19 protein-coding genes and 1 rRNA gene are annotated in these 19890 nt (G+C 46.1%); all 20 read left to right on the top strand.

Annotated features, from left to right (window positions below; all coding sequences use genetic code 11):
* Positions 1 to 141 precede the first annotated feature (141 nt).
* Complete coding sequence (spoIIE, locus tag BLT53_RS23300; protein ID WP_090239487.1) at positions 142 to 2637, top strand: stage II sporulation protein E; 2496 nt, start codon at positions 142 to 144, stop codon at positions 2635 to 2637.
* A gap of 84 nt (positions 2638 to 2721) precedes the next feature.
* Positions 2722 to 3468 carry a VWA domain-containing protein gene (locus BLT53_RS23295; protein ID WP_090239588.1) on the top strand — a complete coding sequence of 249 codons (747 nt, stop codon included), beginning with the start codon at positions 2722 to 2724 and terminating at the stop codon, positions 3466 to 3468.
* Positions 3434 to 4411, top strand: coding sequence for a serine/threonine protein kinase (locus BLT53_RS23290; protein WP_090239484.1), 978 nt, complete (start codon positions 3434 to 3436; stop codon positions 4409 to 4411). Before BLT53_RS23295 ends, BLT53_RS23290 begins: the two co-directional genes overlap by 35 nt.
* Before the next feature lie 111 nt (positions 4412 to 4522).
* Entirely contained in the window at positions 4523 to 5923 is a 1401-nt protein-coding gene (gene tilS, locus BLT53_RS23285) for a tRNA lysidine(34) synthetase TilS (protein ID WP_090239482.1), read from the top strand.
* Between the two features lie 14 nt (positions 5924 to 5937).
* Positions 5938 to 6477, top strand: coding sequence for a hypoxanthine phosphoribosyltransferase (hpt, locus tag BLT53_RS23280; protein WP_061975927.1), 540 nt, complete (start codon positions 5938 to 5940; stop codon positions 6475 to 6477).
* A 69-nt stretch (positions 6478 to 6546) separates the two neighbouring features.
* Complete coding sequence (gene ftsH / locus BLT53_RS23275) at positions 6547 to 8454, top strand: ATP-dependent zinc metalloprotease FtsH (protein WP_090239479.1); 1908 nt, start codon at positions 6547 to 6549, stop codon at positions 8452 to 8454.
* A 63-nt stretch (positions 8455 to 8517) separates the two neighbouring features.
* On the top strand, positions 8518 to 9294 hold the full coding sequence (locus BLT53_RS23270; protein ID WP_090239476.1) for a type III pantothenate kinase: 777 nt from the start codon (positions 8518 to 8520) through the stop codon (positions 9292 to 9294).
* Positions 9295 to 9330: 36 nt separating this feature from the next.
* A complete protein-coding gene (gene hslO / locus BLT53_RS23265) occupies positions 9331 to 10212 on the top strand; it encodes an Hsp33 family molecular chaperone HslO (RefSeq protein ID WP_090239473.1) in 882 nt (293 codons plus the stop codon).
* 109 nt (positions 10213 to 10321) lie between these two features.
* Positions 10322 to 11254, top strand: coding sequence for a cysteine synthase A (gene cysK, locus BLT53_RS23260; protein WP_090239471.1), 933 nt, complete (start codon positions 10322 to 10324; stop codon positions 11252 to 11254).
* A 196-nt stretch (positions 11255 to 11450) separates the two neighbouring features.
* A complete protein-coding gene (gene pabB / locus BLT53_RS23255; RefSeq protein ID WP_090239584.1) occupies positions 11451 to 12836 on the top strand; it encodes an aminodeoxychorismate synthase, component I in 1386 nt (461 codons plus the stop codon).
* A gap of 26 nt (positions 12837 to 12862) precedes the next feature.
* Positions 12863 to 13459, top strand: a complete 597-nt coding sequence (gene pabA / locus BLT53_RS23250) for an aminodeoxychorismate/anthranilate synthase component II (RefSeq protein WP_090239468.1) — start codon at positions 12863 to 12865, stop codon at positions 13457 to 13459.
* Positions 13447 to 14307, top strand: coding sequence for an aminodeoxychorismate lyase (pabC, locus tag BLT53_RS23245; RefSeq protein WP_090239467.1), 861 nt, complete (start codon positions 13447 to 13449; stop codon positions 14305 to 14307). The genes pabA and pabC overlap by 13 nt, the downstream gene beginning before the upstream one ends.
* Positions 14308 to 14321: 14 nt before the next feature.
* Positions 14322 to 15185: a dihydropteroate synthase gene (folP, locus tag BLT53_RS23240; RefSeq protein WP_090239464.1), complete on the top strand. Its 864-nt coding sequence runs from the start codon at positions 14322 to 14324 to the stop codon at positions 15183 to 15185.
* Positions 15186 to 15192: 7 nt separating this feature from the next.
* Entirely contained in the window at positions 15193 to 15540 is a 348-nt protein-coding gene (folB, locus tag BLT53_RS23235; protein ID WP_425284740.1) for a dihydroneopterin aldolase, read from the top strand.
* Positions 15537 to 16067: a 2-amino-4-hydroxy-6-hydroxymethyldihydropteridine diphosphokinase gene (gene folK, locus BLT53_RS23230; protein ID WP_090239448.1), complete on the top strand. Its 531-nt coding sequence runs from the start codon at positions 15537 to 15539 to the stop codon at positions 16065 to 16067. The genes folB and folK overlap by 4 nt, the downstream gene beginning before the upstream one ends.
* A complete protein-coding gene (locus BLT53_RS23225) occupies positions 16019 to 16243 on the top strand; it encodes a helix-turn-helix domain-containing protein (protein WP_090239446.1) in 225 nt (74 codons plus the stop codon). The genes folK and BLT53_RS23225 overlap by 49 nt, the downstream gene beginning before the upstream one ends.
* Before the next feature lie 5 nt (positions 16244 to 16248).
* Complete coding sequence (gene dusB / locus BLT53_RS23220) at positions 16249 to 17244, top strand: tRNA dihydrouridine synthase DusB (RefSeq protein ID WP_090239443.1); 996 nt, start codon at positions 16249 to 16251, stop codon at positions 17242 to 17244.
* A gap of 123 nt (positions 17245 to 17367) precedes the next feature.
* Positions 17368 to 17790: a GreA/GreB family elongation factor gene (locus BLT53_RS23215; RefSeq protein WP_170834485.1), complete on the top strand. Its 423-nt coding sequence runs from the start codon at positions 17368 to 17370 to the stop codon at positions 17788 to 17790.
* A gap of 9 nt (positions 17791 to 17799) precedes the next feature.
* A complete protein-coding gene (gene lysS, locus BLT53_RS23210) occupies positions 17800 to 19293 on the top strand; it encodes a lysine--tRNA ligase (protein WP_090239441.1) in 1494 nt (497 codons plus the stop codon).
* 377 nt (positions 19294 to 19670) lie between these two features.
* Positions 19671 to 19890, top strand: a 16S ribosomal RNA gene (locus BLT53_RS23205); the annotation flags it as partial.

The following is a 19890-nucleotide window of genomic DNA, read 5'->3' as shown; positions in this document are numbered from 1 at the left end:
TGTATTTGTACAATGCAAATACATGATTTTTGTATTTGTACGTCGAGAAGTTTTTGAGAGATGCTCTAACCGTTTGACAAAAAATGTGAATAGCCTGTGGTTATAATGGGACACACAAAAACTAAATGGGTGGTGTGGAGGATGTATCAAAAGGCGGACAGGAATGTGATGGAACCCATGCGGGCGATGGTTTGGCTGGAGAAAACACAAAGTGTGTCAAACGGTATTAGCAAGCGCTTCATGAGCAAGCTGGAAGGTGTACTGTTGAATTGGAGACTATTGTTGTTTGCGATCGGCTTCTTGCTTGGACGAGCCATGATTTTATCGGAAATTACTCCTTTTGCCCTGCCGTTGATCGCTTCTGTGTTTATTTTGCGCAAAGAAAGAACGGGATTTGCTATAGTGGCGCTCGTAGCTGGTGCGTTGTCTCATGTTCCAATGAATGCGCTTTACATACTTGCGGGCGTTGTGGTGTATGCAGTCTATCAGAAAATGGCCGACATGTTTACAAAGAACCGCATGAGATGGGTGCCGGCTGTTGTATTTCTTAGCAGTTTTACGGCCAGGATCGGAACCGTCTTCTTTACTTCAGGGCCTCCCCAGATTAGTGAATATATGATGGGAGCAGTGGAGGCGGGCCTTTCCCTTGTGCTGACCCTCATCTTTTTACAAAGCATTCCTTTATTGAATTTAAAACGGATCCCCCAATCCTTAAAGAATGAAGAAATTATCTGTTTTATGATTTTGCTGGCTTCTGTCATGACCGGGACCATCGGGTGGGAAATCCATCATTATTCCGTGGAACACATTGTTTCTAGATATTTGGTACTGATGTTCGCGTTTGTAGGCGGAGCTGCTATTGGTTCAACTGTTGGTGTGGTAACAGGTTTGATTCTGAGTCTGGCAAATGTGGGCAGCCTCTATCAGATGAGCCTCCTTGCCTTTTCAGGATTGCTGGGCGGTTTGCTGAAGGAAGGAAAGCGGCTCGGGGTGGGCATCGGGCTGCTAATCGGAACCTTGTTGATCGGCCTCTATGGGGAGGGGAATGTTGCCATAACCAAAACGCTGATTGAATCTGCCATTGCGATTGGGCTCTTTTTGCTGACGCCGCAGGCGGTGATTCACAGCATCGCCCGCTATGTTCCGGGTACAAGAGAGCATTCCAATGAACAGCAGCAATATGTAAAAAAAATCAGGGATGTCACAGCTAACAGGGTGGAGCAGTTCTCGAGCATGTTTCAGGCTCTTTCCCACTCCTTTGCTTCGTACAATGAAAGTGCCTACGATGAATATCAAGATCATGAGGTGGATTTGTTTTTAAGCAATGTAACGGAAAAAACCTGCCAGACTTGTTTTAAAAAAGAACAGTGCTGGGCTGTTAATTTTACTAAAACCTATGAAATGATGACCCAGATTATGACTGAGCAGGAACAATATCAGGAAATTAAAGACCGAAGGCTGAAACTGGAGTGGGAGAAGCACTGTGTAAAACCGCAAAAAATTACAGAATCCATCTCCAAAGAGCTGTCACAATACCAGGCAAGCCAGAGGCTGAAGCAGCAGGTTCAGGAAAGCCGGAAACTGGTGGCCAATCAACTGCTCGGCGTGTCACAGGTAATGGGAGACTTCGCCAAAGAAATCCAGCGGGAGCACATCAATCACCAAGTGCAGGAAGAGCAGATTAAGGAGGCGATCCAGAATGCGGGAATTGAGCTGGGACATATTGATGTCTACAGTCTGGAAGCTTCAAATGTAGATATTGAGATGAGTCTCCCCGGTTGCAATGGCAGCGGGGAGTGTGAAAAAATTATTGCTCCTCTTCTGTCTGATATTTTGCAGGAGACCATTGTGGTGAAAAAAGAGGATTGTAATTTTTATCCGAATGGCTACTGCCATGTGGCGTTTGGTTCAGCGCGCGAATTTGTCATTGAAACGGGCATTGCATCTGCGGCAAAGGGAGGAGCATGGCTTTCAGGAGACAGCCATTCAACCATGGAGCTTGGCGGCGGAAAATATGCGGTGGCGATCTCTGATGGAATGGGCAATGGCGAACGGGCTTTCCGGGAAAGTAATGAGACACTGGAGCTCCTGCAAAAAATTTTAAAATCGGGTATTGATGAAGAAGTGGCGATTAAGTCGGTAAATTCGGTGCTTTCACTCCGTACAACCGATGAGATTTTTTCAACACTGGATCTCGCCATGATCGATCTGCAGGATGCCTCGCTGAAATTTTTAAAAATCGGCTCTTCGCCAAGTTTTGTGAAACGGGGAGATCAGGTGCGGATCATTGAGGCGAGCAACCTTCCGATTGGCATTATTGAGGAGTTTGATGTGGATGTTGTGAGCGATCAGTTAAAAGCTGGGGATCTGCTTATCATGATGAGTGACGGCATTTACGAAGGGCCCAAGCATGTAGAAAACATCGATGCCTGGATGAAGCGTAAAATCAAAGAGATTGGCACGGATGATCCCCAGGTGGTTGCAGACCTGCTGATGGAGGAAGTCATACGCACCGGATCCAACACCATCGAAGATGACATGACCGTTGTCGTCACCAAAATCAACCGGAACGTTCCCAAATGGGCCTCCATCCCCCATTTCCCGAAAATCAACATCAAACGGCCAAAAGCTCAATAATTTTCATAGATCAAAAGTATATTTCCTCTCATCGGTGACAAGGATGATAACAGCATTCGATGAGAGGAGTTTTTTTAAATGGAAATGAAAAAAGGTACCCTGCGTCAAGTGTTGCTCATTACCGATGGCTGCTCCAATCACGGAGAGGACCCCATCGCCATGGCGGCGCTCGCGCGTGAGCATGGCATTACGATAAATGTAATTGGAATCTTGGAGGAGAACAGTCCTGAATATCATCAGAAAGGACTTCGGGAAGTAGAGGAGATTGCCCTGTCCGGAGGCGGCATCAGCCAGATTGTGTATACGACCCAGCTGTCTCAGACCGTACAGATGGTAACCAAGAAGGGAATGACTCAGACCATTCACGGTGTCATCAACAGTGAGCTTCAGCAGATACTCGGCAAAGAATCGACCATCGAAGACCTGCCCCCTGAAAAGCGGGGAGAGGTAATGGAAGTGGTGGATGACCTTGGTGAAACAATGGATCTCGAGCTGATTATTCTCGTGGATGCATCAGGCAGCATGGAAAAGAAGCTTGCTACCGTTCAGGAATCACTTATTGATCTTTCTATCTCGCTGAACTCGAGGATCGGCTTCAATCAATTTGCGCTGTTTGCGTTCCCAGGTAAAAGAGACGAAACCGAGCTTTTGATAGATTGGACGCCCAAGCTGAATTCATTGACCCAGGCTTTCACCAAAATTTCGTCAGGAGGCATTACACCGACTGGTCCGGCCATTAAGGCTGCGATCCATGAATTTACAAACAGGCGTTCAAAAAGGAGATTGATCACAGGTGATGAAGAAGAATACTCCGAAGGGTCAGGTTTCTAAACTTCATTCCGGAGATATTATTTCCGGAAAATGGCACCGTAACGAGTATTCCATCATCAGAGAACTTGGTTCGGGAGCCACAGGCACAGTATACCTTGCTTCAGGCAAAGGCGGAAAAGTAGCGGTCAAGACCGGGCATGACAGCATGGCAATCATCTCAGAAGTGAACGTGTTAAAGCATTTTTCGAGGGTCCAGGGCAAAATCCTTGGACCTTCTTTAATCGATGTGGATGATTATGTTACGGGCGGCCAGCAGGTTCCTTTTTATGTTATGGAATACCTTAAGGGAGACTCTCTCTTTCAATTTATGAAAAACCACAGTGAAGAATGGGCAGGTATTCTCCTCGTGCAGCTGCTGACCGATTTGAGTATGCTTCACCGTGCAGGGTGGGTGTTTGGTGACCTTAAACCGGATAATCTTCTTGTGGTTGGCCCACCGTCACGCATCCGTTGGATCGACGTGGGGGGGACCACGCAGATCGGACGGTCAATCAAGGAGTATACGGAATTTTTCGACAGAGGCTATTGGAGCCTGGGTACACGTAAAGCAGAACCGTCCTATGATTTATTTTCAGCCTGTATGATCATGGTCAACCTGGCTTTTCCAAGCCGCTTTGAAAAAAAGAAAGACGGGCGGCAGCAGCTGAAGGAAGTGATCCGCAGCAGCCCTCTTCTTACAAACTACCAATCCATCTTACTCAAAGGGCTGTACGGTAAATATCAAAGTGCTGAAGAGATGCGAAATGATCTGGTTTCTTCCCTGAATAATAAGGGAAGAAGCAAAGTGTCAGCTCCTTCCCAGACGACATCTGGCGCAAGCGGCCGGTCGGCTCATAAAAAAGTAAAAAAGAAGAAAAAAAGAGCGATGATGTTTGAAACCGTTCTTTTGGGCTCGTTCCTGTTTATTGTTTATCTGTTTTATCTGATCAGCCAAACCATGTGATGCAAATGGCAAATCCTTTCAGCACCGGTCTCCTTTTGTTATACTTACGGAAGGTTTAAAGTAAAAAAATGGGCGAAGCATCAGGATGCGCCGGATAAGGAGAGAAAGGAAATGCTTCAGGCGGTCGATCACTTTATGAAAAAACATCAGCTCATCAAGAAGGGGCAGACGATAGCCGTTGGCGTTTCCGGCGGACCGGATTCCATGGCACTGCTTCATTATTTATGGAACAGGGGAAAGGGGGAGAGTCTGAAGATCATTGCCGTGCATGTGGATCATATGCTGAGAGGCAATGAATCCTACGAAGACCTTTTGTACGTCCAGACGTATTGCGAAAAGAACGGCATTCCGTTTGAAAGCACCCGGGTGGATGTAGCAGCCTACAAAAAGGAGCATGGCCTGTCCAGTACACAGTCAGCAGCAAGAGAATGCAGATATGCTTTCTATGCGGAAGTTGTTTCGCGTTTTGATGCCGATTCGGTCGCGCTTGCCCACCATGGCGATGACCAGACCGAAACCGTTCTGATGCGGATGACAAGAGGAAGTTCAGGAACCGCTCTAGGCGGAATGCGGGCCAGCCGGCCATTTGGAGCCTCGCGCATTATTCGGCCGTTTCTAGGAATAACAAAGGCCGAAATAGAGCATTATTGTAGAGTACATAAGATTTTCCCAAGAAGGGATCCGAGCAATGAAACGGACGATTATGTCAGAAATCGATTCAGGCACCATGTTCTTCCCTTTTTAAAAAAAGAAAATCCAAATGTTCATCTTCGCTTTCAGCAAATAAGTGAAACTTTTTATGAGGATGAAACGTATTTAACCGAGCAGGCTGAAAAAGGCCTGGAAGCGGCTATTTCAGAGAAAAATGCTTCCTTGGTCGAGGTCTCTGTAAGCAAATTTCTGGGCATGCCAATTCCTTTACAAAAAAGGGCGATTACACTAATATTAAACTATCTATATAAGCAAACACCTTCATCTCTTTCCTCCATACATAAGGAAAGCTTTTTAACTTTACTCAGGAGTGACCATCCTTCCGGCCGACTTCATTTTCCGCAGGATTTACACGTCATCCGTTCCTATGACCGTTGCAGGCTCGTTTTTGGCCCGTCCGAAAGACAAGCCGGCTATCAGTTGGAATTGAATATCCCGGGAAAGCTGGAGCTTCCAGTCGGAGTGATTACCGCTGTGTATAAAGAAGAGTATCCGAATGAGAAAAGGGGAAAAGATGTTTTTGTATGTGATGTAAAAAGTGTAAGTCTGCCAATCATTGTGAGAACGCGCAAATCCGGTGACCGAATGGCGCTGCCGGGAGAGGGTGGGACCCGGAAGGTAAAAGATATCTTTATTGACCAGAAGCTTGAAAGGGAGAAACGCGATGTGTGGCCCATCCTGCAAGACGGGGAGGGGAACATTATCTGGATTCCAGGTATAAAGCATGGCGAAGTACAACCATCAGGCGGTCCCAAGCAATGGTTAGTCTTACAGTTTCAAAATTTCTGCCAGGACGTCTAGGAGGCCAAAGCAGCATGCATGATGAAATTAAAGAAGTATTAATTTCCGAGGAAGCGCTTCAGGAAAAGATTAAGGATCTCGGAAAGCAGTTATCAGAGGATTATCAGGATCGGTTTCCGCTTGTAGTTGGAGTGTTAAAGGGTGCCCTGCCTTTTATGGCCGATCTGATCAAACGGATGGATATTCATCTTGAGATTGATCTCATGGCGGTGTCCAGCTATGGGGCATCAACCGTTTCTTCAGGCGAGGTCAAAATTATTAAGGACCTTGATACATCCCTTGAAGGACGCGATGTCATCATTGTCGAAGATATTATAGACAGCGGTCTTACGCTGAGCTATCTTGTCCAGCTCTTTAAACACCGCAATGCCAATTCGGTGAAGATTGTGACCTTGCTGGATAAGCCGACGGGCAGAAAAGTGGACATTAAGCCGGATCTGACTGGTTTTATCGTACCTGATGCCTTTGTAGTAGGTTACGGGCTTGATTATATCGAACGCTACCGCAACCTGCCGTATATCGGGGTTTTAAAACCTGAAGTATATGAAAAGTAATTCTGTGTATTATTTAACATGCATTAATAAATGTAATGGATCGTCTCATTGTCGTTGAGGAGGTAAGGAATGAATCGGATCTTCCGGAACACCATATTCTATTTGTTGATCTTTTTAGTTGTAGTTGGTGTCGTCAGCTTTTTTAACGGAACCAACAATGAAGTAAAGAAAATTCGTTATGATCAGTTAACGCAGTACATTCAGGATGGGCGTGTGGACAGCATTGAATACCAGCCTGAAGGCGGCGTTTATGTCGTCAGAGGTAAGCTTGACAACTACAAACAGGGAGAGGTTTTTGAAACCTATACTCCGGATTCTGATGAGTCCATGAAACAGCTTACTGCGCTTACGAACAAAGCGAAAATTGATTTCAAGCCAGAAGAACAAACAAGCGGTTGGGTAACATTTTTCACGTCCATCATTCCGTTTGTCATCATCTTCATCCTGTTTTTCTTCCTGCTCAACCAGGCTCAGGGCGGCGGCAGCCGTGTAATGAACTTTGGTAAAAGCAAAGCGAAACTGTACAATGAAGAAAAGAAAAAGGTAACGTTCAAAGACGTTGCCGGAGCGGATGAGGAGAAACAGGAACTGGTTGAGGTGGTTGAGTTCCTGAAAGATCCACGCAAATTCGCCGCTCTTGGCGCGCGAATTCCTAAAGGGGTGCTCCTTGTGGGACCTCCTGGAACAGGTAAAACATTGCTTGCCCGTGCAGTTGCAGGGGAAGCAGGCGTTCCTTTCTTCTCCATTTCAGGTTCTGATTTTGTTGAAATGTTTGTCGGGGTCGGTGCATCCCGTGTACGTGACTTGTTTGAAAACGCCAAAAAGAATGCCCCTTGCATCATCTTCATTGATGAGATCGATGCAGTAGGACGCCAGCGTGGTGCTGGGCTTGGCGGCGGACATGATGAGCGCGAACAAACGCTCAACCAGTTGCTTGTTGAAATGGATGGGTTCGGTGCCAATGAAGGAATCATCATCATCGCCGCAACCAACCGTCCGGATATTTTGGACCCTGCCCTTCTTCGTCCGGGACGATTTGACCGTCAGATTACGGTTAACCGCCCAGATGTAAAAGGACGCGAAGAGGTACTTGGTGTGCATGCCCGCAACAAGCCTTTAAGTGAAGAAGTGAACTTGAAAACCATTGCGATGCGCACACCTGGTTTTTCCGGTGCGGATCTCGAGAACCTGCTGAATGAAGCGGCACTTGTCGCGGCAAGGCAGAATAAGAAGAAAATTAATATGGACGATGTGGATGAGGCGATCGATCGCGTTATCGCAGGTCCTGCAAAGAAAAGCCGTGTTATTTCTGAAAAGGAAAAGAATATTGTCGCCTATCACGAAGCCGGTCATACCGTTATCGGCCTGGTGCTTGAAGGTGCAGACACCGTTCACAAAGTAACTGTAGTACCTCGCGGCCAGGCTGGCGGATACACCGTTATGCTTCCGAAAGAGGATCGCTACTTTATGACAAAACCAGAGCTTCTTGATAAGATTGTTGGTCTCCTTGGCGGACGTGTAGCAGAGGAAATCACATTTAACGAAGTCAGCACTGGTGCACATAACGACTTCCAGCGTGCGACAGGCATTGCCCGTCGCATGGTAACCGAATTCGGTATGAGTGACCGATTGGGGCCAATGCAGTTTGGTTCCAGCTCAGGCGGACAGGTATTCCTTGGCCGCGACTTTAACAACGAGCAAAACTACAGTGATGCAATCGCCCATGAGATTGACATGGAAATCCAGAACATCATCAAGGATTCTTATGAGCGTTGTAAGCAAATTCTTACAGAGCATAACGATAAGCTTGAAATCATCGCTCAAACGCTACTCAATGTAGAAACCCTCGATGAGGAGCAAATCAAGGAGCTTGTGAAAACCGGTAAGCTTCCTGAGCGAAAAGTGATCTCTTCTCCGGAAAATGATGTGAAAGTAACCATCCACAAAAAGGATGAAGAAGAACGTAAAGAGGATTAAAATCACAAAAAGGATGTCTCTCATCGCAGAGGCATCCTTTTTGAAAGTTAGCGGGGATTTTCCATGATCTTGTGTTTTGATGTAGGAAATACGAATATCGTGCTGGGCATATATGAAGGTAACGAATTGAAGCATCACTGGAGGATCAGCACCTCCAGGGAAAAAACCGAGGATGAATACGGAATGCTTATTCTTAGCCTTTTTCGCCACGCTGAAATTAAACGGGAAGCAGTGGAAGGCATTATCATCTCTTCGGTAGTGCCGCATATTATGGCAACGCTGGAGCGGATGTGCATCAAGTTTTTTTATAAAAAACCGCTTGTTATCGGCCCTGGCATCAAGACTGGGCTGAATATCAAATACGAAAACCCCAGGGAAGTGGGAGCGGACCGGATTGTCAATGCAGTGGCAGCAATCCATTATTACGGGTCACCGCTTGTTGTCGTGGATTTCGGTACCGCCACCACGTATTGCTACATCAATGAGCGCAAGGAATACATGGGCGGTGCAATTGCCCCGGGCATCAATGTTGCCACAGAAGGTCTTTATAAAAACGCGGCCAAGCTTCCAAGAATTGAATTCGCCAAGCCGGATAATATTATTGGCAAAAATACAGTCAGTGCCATGCAGTCAGGACTTTTATTTGGATATGTTGGACAGGTTGAGGGTATTGTTAAAAGAATAAAGGCTCAGGAAAAAAGTAATCCAAAGGTCGTGGCTACCGGAGGGATGGCCGGTCTGATTTCTGAGGAATGCCAGCAAATCGATATTGTAGATCCCTATTTGACATTAAAAGGGCTTCAACTCATATATACAAAAAACCGCAGAACGCAATGGTAACATTTCTGAGCGGAAAAATAAGGACAGGTGATAAAAATGCAGGATTATTTAATCAAGGCTTTGGCTTTTGACGGGCAAATTCGTGCCTATGCAATGAGAGGAACAGAAATGGTCGGTGAAGCTCAGCGCAGACATCAAACATGGCCGACAGCGTCTGCGGCACTTGGCCGTACGATGATGGCAAGCACCATGATGGCCTCCATGCTAAAGAGCGATAAGCACAAAATTACGGTAAAGATTGAGGGAGGAGGACCCATCGGAGCCATCATTGTGGATGCTCATCCAAACGGGCAATCAAGGGGATATGTTACAAACCCTCAAGTCCACTTTGAATTAAACCAGCACGGCAAACTCGATGTTGCCCGTGCGGTAGGGAAAGAGGGCTTTCTTTCCGTTGTTAAAGATTTGGGTCTGCGTGATAACTTTACAGGTCAGGTGCCTCTGGTCTCCGGTGAAATCGGGGATGACTTCACGTACTATTTTGTTGCCTCCGAACAGGTGCCCTCCTCTGTAGGAGTGGGTGTGCTTGTTAATCCGGACAACAGCATCCTTGCAGCCGGCGGATTTGTGATACAGGTGATGCCGAATGCTTCAGATGCGATCATTGATCTTTTGGAAGAGCGGATTACAGCCATTCCTCCGATCTCAAAGCTGGTGGAAAAAGGGCTTACCCCGGAAGAAATTCTTTTTGAACTGCTTGGAGAAGAAAATGTGAAACTGCTTGATAAGATGCCAGTGTCATTTCAATGTACTTGTTCGCGTGACCGCATTGCCAATGCGCTCATATCATTAGGTAAAGAGGAAATCAGGGCAATGATTGAAGAAGACGGCCAGGCAGAAGCTCACTGCCAATTTTGCAATGAGACGTACTTGTTCTCTGCTGAAGATCTTGAGGAGCTATATACAGAAAGCAAATAGTTCGAAATTTGTAGGTCTAAAGATGGGCAGAAGAATTGACAGACGATTCGTATTATTGGTAAACTTAATCCAATGAAATTACTCGGGATTATTTAGGAGCGTGATTAAGTTGGCAAGAATAGCAAATTCAATTACAGAACTAATCGGGGAAACACCGGTTGTCAAACTGAACCGTTTGGCAGATGAAGAGGCTGCAGACGTTTATCTGAAGCTGGAATTCATGAATCCGGGAAGCAGTGTAAAAGACCGAATTGCTCTCGCTATGATTGAAAAAGCAGAAGAAGAAGGCGCCTTAAAGCCTGGCGATACATTGATTGAACCAACAAGCGGCAATACGGGAATTGGTCTTGCCATGGTGGCGGCTGCAAAAGGATATAAAGCGGTAATTGTTATGCCGGATACAATGAGTATGGAACGCAGAAACCTTCTTCGCGCTTTTGGAGCTGAGCTGGTTCTGACTCCGGGAGCTGAAGGAATGGGAGGAGCCATCCGTAAGGCAGAGGCGTTATCCCAGGAAAACGGGTACTTTTTGGCTCAGCAGTTTAAAAACCAGGCGAATCCGGAAATCCACCGCAAGACAACAGGGAAAGAGATTGTTGCTCAATTCCCGGATGGTCTTGACGGTTTTGTTTCAGGAATTGGAACCGGCGGAACGATTACGGGTGCCGGCGAGGTCTTAAAGGAGTCATTCCCTGAGATCAAGCTTTATGCTGTGGAACCAACGGATTCACCTGTCCTATCAGGCGGAAAGCCTGGGCCGCATAAAATTCAGGGAATCGGTGCCGGATTTGTACCGGATACGCTAAATACTTCCGTGTATGATGAAGTTCTCCAAATTACCAATGATGAAGCGTTTGAATATGCGCGCCGTGCCGCCAGGGAAGAAGGGATCCTCGGAGGAATTTCTTCTGGTGCAGCAATTGCAGCCGCTCTTAAAGCGGCGAAAAAGCTTGGCAAGGGCAAAAAAGTGCTCGCTATTATTCCGAGTAACGGCGAACGTTATCTCAGCACACCTTTGTACCAATTTGACGAAGCAGAGTAAATCACGTGAAAGCCGACATGTTGTCGGCTTTTTTTGTGAGTAATTTTCCGCTGGGTTCCCAAAAAATTGCAGGATTTTTATCACCACTTTCGTGACATCATCAGTTACAATAGTATCCATAAGAAAGATCAGGAGAGTGAAGGGTGTGCCAAACTTAAACAAGTCAGATCGTCACGTTATTTTTGAGACGCTGGCCATGCCGAAAAATGAGTGGTTTAAACGGTATAAAGCTCTTTCGGCAAAAGAACCACATCACGTGTTTCTCGAAAGCGGGCGAAGCGGAAGATACAGCATCGCGGGGGTGTCGCCTGTGGCTTTTATTTCAGGGAAAAACAACAAGGTGAACATCATGCATAAGGGGAAAACAGTCACAAAGAAAGGCAATATGCTGCCTATCATAAAAGAATGGCTATCCTCTTTTCATACTGCAGCCGTTCCCGGCCTTCCTGATTTTAAAGGAGGCGCCATCGGATATTTCAGTTATGATGTTGCGCGTGAAATCGAAAAGCTTCCGGAACTGGCAGAGGATGATTTGAATCTGCCTGATGTTTTGCTTCTCGTATTTGACGATGTGTTTGTTTATGACCACGAAAAGGAACAGCTTTTTATTATGGTTCATTTCGAGGAAAAGGACCGAACCAGCGCGGAACTTAGATTGAAGCAATATGTGCAGCTATGGAGTGCGCGGCAACAGCCAGAGCAAAGAACTGCGTTGGAAAAAGTTCATTTTCCGTTTCTGCAGGAATCGGTCTCGATGTCGGAGGAACGTTTTGTGGAGGCTGTTAAAACGGTAAAGGAATATATTGCTGCTGGAGATGTGTTTCAGGTCAACCTTTCCGTGCGGCAGTCCAAGCCATTAATGTCGCAGCCTTTTGAAATATATGAAGAGCTTCGCCGTTTCAATCCCTCTCCTTACATGGGATATCTTCATACACCGGACTTTCAGCTGGTGAGCGGTTCACCGGAACTGCTGGTCAAAAAAAGGGGAGATCAGATCAGCACCCGCCCGATAGCAGGAACCCGCTCAAGAGGTAAAACGGAAGAAGAGGACCGCCGACTGGCGATGACATTGATCGAAAATGAAAAGGAACGCGCGGAACATGTGATGCTCGTCGATCTGGAACGAAACGACCTTGGGAAAGTAAGCGAATATGGCAGTGTTGAAGTGGATGAGTTCATGACCATTGAAAAGTACTCGCATGTCATGCATATTGTTTCCAATGTAAAAGGCAAGCTGCGCAAGGAATGTGATGCATTTGATCTCATTGCAGCAACCTTTCCGGGGGGGACCATCACTGGTGCCCCAAAAATCAGAACGATGGAAATCATTGAAGAACTTGAGCCTGTGCGGCGAGGGGTATATACTGGCTCTATCGGATGGATTGGATTTGATGGAGATGCAGAATTGAACATCGCGATCCGGACGATGGTCTGCAAGGACGGTATGGCCCATGTCCAGGCTGGAGCCGGCATTGTCATTGACTCCGATCCCAAAGCGGAATATAAAGAGTCGTTGAAAAAAGCAGCTGCACTATGGCGGGCAAAGGAATTAAGCGAAGAAAAAAGTTATGAATTAGTTTAGCAGAGCTTAGAGGAGGAAGATGAGAAATGATTTTAATGATCGATAATTATGATTCATTCACGTACAACCTGGTGCAGTATTTGGGTGAGCTTGGAGAAGAATTGGTAGTCAAGAGAAACGATGAAATTACGCTTGAAGAGATTGAAGCTCTTAAGCCGGATTACCTGATGATTTCGCCTGGCCCTTGCTCTCCGAATGAAGCAGGTGTCAGCATGGATGTCATCAAGCGGTTTTCAGGGGAAATTCCTATATTCGGTGTTTGTCTTGGCCATCAGTCCATTGCACAGGTGTTCGGAGGAGACGTGATCCGATCGGAGCGTTTGATGCATGGTAAAACGTCTGCGATCCATCATGATGACCATACAATTTTCAGTGGTGTGGAGAACGGGTTTACTGCAACAAGGTATCACTCCCTTACCGTAAAAAAAGAAACGCTTCCTGACTGTTTTGATATTTCGGCATGGACGGCTGAAGATGAAATCATGGCCATCAGGCATAAAACCCTGCCGGTGGAAGGCGTACAGTTTCATCCCGAATCCATTATGACAGGAGCGGGCAAGCAGCTGCTCCGTAATTTTATCGATCAATACAAAAATAAAGGGAACAAGGTATGTACCTCTTAATAGATGGAAAACTTGTAAGTAAAAATGAAGCATCAATCTCTCCATTTGACCACGGATATATGTATGGGCTTGGAGCTTTTGAAACCGTCCGGGTTTATAATGGACATCCGTTTCTGTGGGAAAACCATATGAACCGTCTCCAGCAGGCACTTGTCGAGCTTAACATCAAATATGAGGTGGACAGCTCGGCGGCCTGGATGGAAACAAAGCGGTTGATGAGGCGTAATAAATGGAAGAATGCCTATATACGATTCAATATCTCGGCGGGAATCGGTGAAATCGGGCTTCAAACGGAGCCTTACCAAAAACCGACCATTATCATTTATGGGAAACCGCTTCCTGAACAAGGGCCATTTATCGAAAAAGAGCTGATGGTTCTGCAGACGCGAAGAAATACACCGGAAGGCAGGATCCGCTTGAAATCCCATCACTATCTGAACAGCATTCTTGGAAAAAGGGAGCTGAAAAGGCCGGCTGAACAGGAAGGGCTTTTTTTAACAGAGGATGGGTTTGCCAGTGAGGGGACGGTCTCCAATGTATTCTGGGTTAAGGATGGAAAGCTCTTCACTCCTTCGATCGGCACCGGCATCTTGAACGGCATTACACGGCAATTTATTATGGCGGCGGCTGCCAAGCTTGATATGGAAGCAGTGGAAGGGTTCTACACGCCGCAGGATTTGCTTCGGGCTGACGAAATTTTTCTCACCAACTCCATTCAGGAAATGGTGCCGGTTAAAAGATTTGAAGGAAAAGACTTTCCGGGTGCCGGTGGGAAGGTGTTGCATTCGTTATTGTTTTTATACCATTCATGCAGTAAGGAATTATGGAGTATTGATGAATTAGCATAAAGGGGGAGCCTATAATGGGACAAGCTATCACAACAAAGAGTTCTAACCATCTCATTTCCTGCGGCCCGTATACACTTGATCTTTCAAAAAAGACGCATGTGATGGGGATTTTGAATGTGACTCCTGATTCATTTTCTGACGGGGGAAAATTCAACTCAATCGAAACAGCCATACAACACGCCCGGCAAATGGTAGCTGACGGGGCGGACATTATTGATATCGGTGGAGAATCAACCCGCCCTGGCGGTGAAAAGATAGAGGCGGAAGAAGAATTGCGCCGCGTCATTCCTGTGATTGAAGCGGTCTCTCGGGCGGTTCAGGTTCCTTTATCCATTGATACCTATAAAGCGGAGGTGGCGGAGAAGGCGATTCTGGCGGGAGCCCATATTATTAATGATGTGTGGGCAGCAAAGGCGGATGACAAGATGGCGGCCACCGCGGCTCGCCTTAATGTTCCGATCATCCTGATGCATAACCGGCCCGACCGTGATTACGATGAGCTGATGCCCGACATCATTGCTGACTTAAATAAGAGTATTGCCATCTGTGTCAAAGAAGGCGTCAGGCCGGAGAATATTATTTTGGACCCGGGAATTGGTTTTGCCAAAACCTATGAACAAAACCTCGAGACCATGCGTAATCTGAATCAGATTGTGGAAATGGGGTATCCGGTCCTTCTCGCCACGTCCAGAAAGTCTATGATTGGCAACGCGCTCGACCTTCCTGTCAATGAGCGGATGGAAGGAACAGGCGCCACGGTTTGTCTGGGGATTGAGCGGGGCTGTTCCATCGTCCGGGTTCATGATGTTAAAGAAATGAGCCGCATGGCCAAGATGATGGATGCCATGCTTGGAAAAGGGATGAGTCCACTTGGATAAAATATATATGAACGGTCTTTCTTTTTATGGGTATCACGGTGTTTTTCCGGAAGAAAACAAGCTGGGGCAGCGGTTTAAGGTGGATCTGATCCTGGAGCTGGATCTTCAATCTGCCGGAACAACCGATGATCTGGAACACACCGTCAACTATGGCGATGTTTATGCAACTGTGAAGGAGATCGTGGAAGGCGAACCGAAAAAGCTTGTGGAAACGGTGACTGAAAGTATCGCGGCTACCCTTCTTTCCAGTTATCCGCTTGTTCAGCAATGTACCGTAAAAGTGGTCAAACCCGATCCGCCCATTCCGGGCCATTATGATTCGGTCGCCATTGAGATAACGAGGGGCAGAGCATGAAGAACATCGTCTATCTTTCACTCGGTTCCAATCTTGGCAACCGCGAGGAATACATCCGTCAGGCGGTACAAGAACTGGAGAACCATCCGGACATCGAAGTCAATGTTGTTTCGGCTCTGTATGAGACAGACCCTGTAGGCTATACCGATCAGCCTCCTTTCCTGAATATAGCGGCTCGGCTGCAAACAGGCCTCTCAGCAGAAGAACTGTTGAGCATTACCCAGAAAATTGAAAACAAACTGGAAAGAATCAGGAAAATCAGATGGGGACCAAGAACCATTGACCTTGACATTTTGTTGTATAATAGTGAACGTATACATTCAGACACATTGCACATTCCGCATCCACGTATGCTGGAACGTGCTTTTGTACTGATTCCGTTGCTTGAGATTGCTCCAGATCTCACATACCCCGGTACAGAGGAAGTACCGCTTGGGGTTCTCTTCAAACAGCTGCAGAATAAAGAAGGTGTACACAGATGGAAGAAGAAAAGTGGGGCAGAAGAATCCGGGCCTTTCGAAAGTTAAAGGGCTTTACACAGGAGGGCCTTGCGCGGGAATTGGGTATTTCCGTTTCCATACTTGGAGAAATTGAGCGCGGAAACCGGAAGCCAAAGGAAGAATTGATCACAAAGATTGCTGCAATCTTTCAAGTTTCTATAGATGAATTAACGCAAGACTATGTTCGAGATGAAGTGAGGTGATATACGTGTTAGAAATCGGCGGAATTAAGCTGAAAAACCCGGTGGTGCTTGCTCCAATGGCAGGTGTCTGCAATCCGGCTTTCCGTCTGATCGCAAAGGATTTTGGCGCGGGACTTGTTTGTGCCGAAATGGTCAGCGACAAAGGAATTCTGCATGAAAACGAAAAATCTTTGAAGATGCTCTATGTCGATGAACGGGAAAAACCGTTAAGCCTTCAAATTTTTGGGGGAGAGCGGGAATCGCTTGTTGCCGCTGCAAAGTATGTAGACAAGAACACAAATGCCGATATTATAGATATCAATATGGGATGCCCTGTTCCTAAGATTACAAAGTGTGATGCCGGAGCAAGATGGCTGCTGGATCCGGATAAAATCTACGAGATGGTGGCGGCCACTGTTGATGCGGTACAAAAACCGGTCACCGTTAAAATGCGTGTCGGTTGGGACGAGGACCACATTTTTGCTGTCCAGAATGCACAGGCGGTTGAGCGTGCCGGCGGTGCCGCAGTAGCGGTTCACGGACGTACCCGTGTTCAGATGTATGAAGGAAGGGCAAACTGGGATATCATTAAACAAGTAAAAGACAGTGTTTCTATTCCGGTCATCGGAAACGGAGATATTGAAACACCGTATGATGCAAAGCATGCGCTTGAAACGTACGGCGTGGACGGCGTGATGATTGGCCGCGGAGCACTCGGTAATCCATGGATGTTGTACCGTACTGTCAAGTTCTTGGAAACAGGAGAGATTCCTGAAGAGCCGACCCCAAGAGAAAAAATCGACATCTGCATGCTGCACATGGATCGCCTGATTGACCTTAAAGGGGAGTATGTAGCGGTTCGCGAAATGCGAAAACATGCCGCATGGTATCTTAAAGGACTTCCAAAAACCGGCTCTGTCCGTAACGAAGTGAATACAAAAACAACAAGGGAAGAAATGAGCAAGCTTCTTTATGATTATATTGAAGAAGTAGAAGCAACCCCGGCTGACAAAGTTAGCTGATCTCTACCCTGATAGGACCAGCCAGAACTATTTCTGGCTTTTGTTGCACTTATATTATCTAAATATCCGGCTTCCTGGTGTTTTCACAAGATATTATTTATTAATGATATGGAGGAGAAGCAAATGACCCAAGAAATGGTTTTGCTTACGAATGAAGGCACCAGGAGGCTTAAACATGAGCTGAAAAGCTTGATCGATGAAAAGGAAGCATGCACGATTGAGGAAAAAGGAATATTTTTGGATAAGAGAATTAAACAGCTCGAACATGTGCTTCTTCATGCCCGAATTCTTTCAAACCAGAAAGAGCCCGGCCATACAGCGGAAATCGGTTCCACCATTACATTGCTTGAACTCGAATTCCAGGACGAAATGACCTATACAATCGTACATCCTTTTGAGGCCGATCCGAGGGAATTCAAGATTGCCTCTGATTCTCCGGTAGCCAAGGCTGTTCTTGGCAAACCGTTGAACTCAAAAATCTATATCTCCCTTCCCGGGGGAAAAATATCATATGAAATCATTAGTATACAAAACTGCAAAAGATAGGAGAATTCCATGAGCCAGGATTTAGAATTAAATGATTTGCTGCGGGTCCGCAGAGAAAAAATGAACAACCTCCGCGAAAGCGGTAAAGATCCATTTGGTACAAAGTATGTACGTACGCATAGTGCCAAGGACATACTTGGGCAGTATCAGGATCTTTCAAAAGAAGAATTGGATGAGAAAAGTATTGAAGTGACAATCGCCGGACGCATCATGACCAAGCGCGGAAAAGGAAAAGCAGGTTTTGCTCACGTTCAGGACCTTACAGGACAAATCCAAATCTACGTAAGAACCGATGCGGTTGGGGAAGAACAGTATGAACTGTTCAATACTATTGATATCGGGGACATTGTCGGAATTACAGGTACTGTTTTTAAAACCAAAGTAGGCGAGCTTTCTGTAAAAGCGAAAGATTTTCAGCTTCTTACAAAGTCACTCCGTCCGCTTCCTGACAAATTCCATGGCTTGAAGGACGTCGAGCAGCGCTACCGCCAGCGTTACGTTGACTTGATCATGAACCCTGAAGTAAAGGATACCTTTATTGCCCGCAGTAAAATTATTCGTTCCATGAGACGCTACCTGGATGATCACGGCTATTTGGAAGTGGAAACTCCAACCATGCACTCCATCCCGGGCGGAGCTTCGGCACGTCCGTTCATTACACACCATAACGCGCTTGATATGGAACTTTATATGCGTATTGCTATTGAGCTTCACTTGAAGCGGCTCATTGTGGGCGGCCTGGAAAAGGTTTATGAAATTGGCCGTGTATTCCGTAATGAGGGTGTGTCTACACGCCATAACCCTGAATTCACAATGATTGAGCTTTATGAAGCATATGCTGATTATCATGACATCATGGAGCTTACTGAAAATCTGATCGCACACATTGCCAAGGATGTTCACGGAAGCACAACCGTAAAATACGGCGAGTATGAAGTAAACCTTGAACCACGCTGGAAAAGAATCCATATGGTTGATGCAGTTAAAGAAGTGACAGGTGTCGATTTCTGGCCTCAGATGAGCAGGGAAGAAGCTCTTGCTCTTGCAAAAGAGCACAAGGTTCCTGTGACAGACAGTATGTCCTACGGGCACATTGTCAACGAGTTCTTTGAACACTTTGTCGAGGAAACGCTGATTCAGCCTACTTTTGTTTACGGGCATCCAGTAGAAATCTCACCGCTTGCCAAGAAAAACCCTGAGGATGAGCGGTTTACTGACCGATTTGAACTGTTTATCGTTGGCCGTGAGCATGCTAATGCCTTCTCTGAGCTGAATGATCCAATCGATCAAAGAGAACGCTTTGAGGCACAGCTCAAAGAGCGTGCTGCAGGAAATGACGAAGCTCACATGATGGATGAAGATTTTGTAGAAGCACTTGAGTACGGGATGCCTCCTACCGGGGGTCTTGGAATCGGGATTGACCGTCTGATCATGCTTTTGACCGATTCACCATCCATCCGTGATGTACTTTTATTCCCGCAAATGCGCCATAGTGAAAAGTAAAAATGCTACGTGATCAAAACAGCCTGCAAGGACTTGCGGGCTGTTTTTTCTTTGCTTAAAAAGAAAACCAAACTTTTTTCTAAAAAGGTATTGCAAGTGATTTAAATAGGTGGTATATTAGTATTCGTCGCTGAGGCGCTTTGCTGAAAAGCATCAACAAAATGATTTAAAAAAACTTTTTAAAAAGATTGTTGACAAGCCTTGAACGACATGATATGATAATAAAGTCGCCAATGAGCGACGGCGAATGACTTTAACAACGAAGTTGTTCGACAAAATGTTCTTTGAAAACCAAACAAAAGCCAGGTAAGTCAGGGATTTTACAATTCCATCAATTTCTTATTTGAAACAAATTTTTATGAGCTATATCAAACACTTTATTGGAGAGTTTGATCCTGGCTCAGGACGAACGCTGGCGGCGTGCCTAATACATGCAAGTCGAGCGGACAGATGAGGAGCTTGCTCCTCTGATGTTAGCGGCGGACGGGTGAGTAACACGTGGGCAACCTACCTGTAAGACGGGGATAACTCCGGGAAACCGGAGCTAATACCGGATAATAAAGAGAAACGCCTGTTTCTTTTTTGAAAGTCGGTTTC

This window comes from Fictibacillus solisalsi, from assembly GCF_900103485.1.
GTDB classification, from domain to species: Bacteria; Bacillota; Bacilli; order Bacillales; family Fictibacillaceae; genus Fictibacillus_C; species Fictibacillus_C solisalsi.
The sequence above is the reverse complement of the archived record's forward strand: the minus strand, read 5'-3'. Positions and strand labels throughout refer to the sequence as shown.

What these genes read in the sequence shown, in the direction of transcription:
- spoIIE (WP_090239487.1), top strand. Translation starts at nt 142, where the DNA reads ATGTATCAAAAGGCGGACAGGAATGTGATGGAACCCATGCGGGCGATG.
- BLT53_RS23295 (WP_090239588.1), top strand. Translation starts at nt 2,722, where the DNA reads ATGAAAAAAGGTACCCTGCGTCAAGTGTTGCTCATTACCGATGGCTGC.
- BLT53_RS23290 (WP_090239484.1), top strand. Translation starts at nt 3,434, where the DNA reads ATGAAGAAGAATACTCCGAAGGGTCAGGTTTCTAAACTTCATTCCGGA.
- tilS (WP_090239482.1), top strand. Translation starts at nt 4,523, where the DNA reads ATGCTTCAGGCGGTCGATCACTTTATGAAAAAACATCAGCTCATCAAG.
- hpt (WP_061975927.1), top strand. Translation starts at nt 5,938, where the DNA reads ATGCATGATGAAATTAAAGAAGTATTAATTTCCGAGGAAGCGCTTCAG.
- ftsH (WP_090239479.1), top strand. Translation starts at nt 6,547, where the DNA reads ATGAATCGGATCTTCCGGAACACCATATTCTATTTGTTGATCTTTTTA.
- BLT53_RS23270 (WP_090239476.1), top strand. Translation starts at nt 8,518, where the DNA reads ATGATCTTGTGTTTTGATGTAGGAAATACGAATATCGTGCTGGGCATA.
- hslO (WP_090239473.1), top strand. Translation starts at nt 9,331, where the DNA reads ATGCAGGATTATTTAATCAAGGCTTTGGCTTTTGACGGGCAAATTCGT.
- pabB (WP_090239584.1), top strand. Translation starts at nt 11,451, where the DNA reads ATGCCGAAAAATGAGTGGTTTAAACGGTATAAAGCTCTTTCGGCAAAA.
- pabA (WP_090239468.1), top strand. Translation starts at nt 12,863, where the DNA reads ATGATTTTAATGATCGATAATTATGATTCATTCACGTACAACCTGGTG.
- pabC (WP_090239467.1), top strand. Translation starts at nt 13,447, where the DNA reads ATGTACCTCTTAATAGATGGAAAACTTGTAAGTAAAAATGAAGCATCA.
- folP (WP_090239464.1), top strand. Translation starts at nt 14,322, where the DNA reads ATGGGACAAGCTATCACAACAAAGAGTTCTAACCATCTCATTTCCTGC.
- folB (WP_425284740.1), top strand. Translation starts at nt 15,193, where the DNA reads ATGAACGGTCTTTCTTTTTATGGGTATCACGGTGTTTTTCCGGAAGAA.
- folK (WP_090239448.1), top strand. Translation starts at nt 15,537, where the DNA reads ATGAAGAACATCGTCTATCTTTCACTCGGTTCCAATCTTGGCAACCGC.
- BLT53_RS23225 (WP_090239446.1), top strand. Translation starts at nt 16,019, where the DNA reads ATGGAAGAAGAAAAGTGGGGCAGAAGAATCCGGGCCTTTCGAAAGTTA.
- BLT53_RS23215 (WP_170834485.1), top strand. Translation starts at nt 17,368, where the DNA reads ATGACCCAAGAAATGGTTTTGCTTACGAATGAAGGCACCAGGAGGCTT.
- lysS (WP_090239441.1), top strand. Translation starts at nt 17,800, where the DNA reads ATGAGCCAGGATTTAGAATTAAATGATTTGCTGCGGGTCCGCAGAGAA.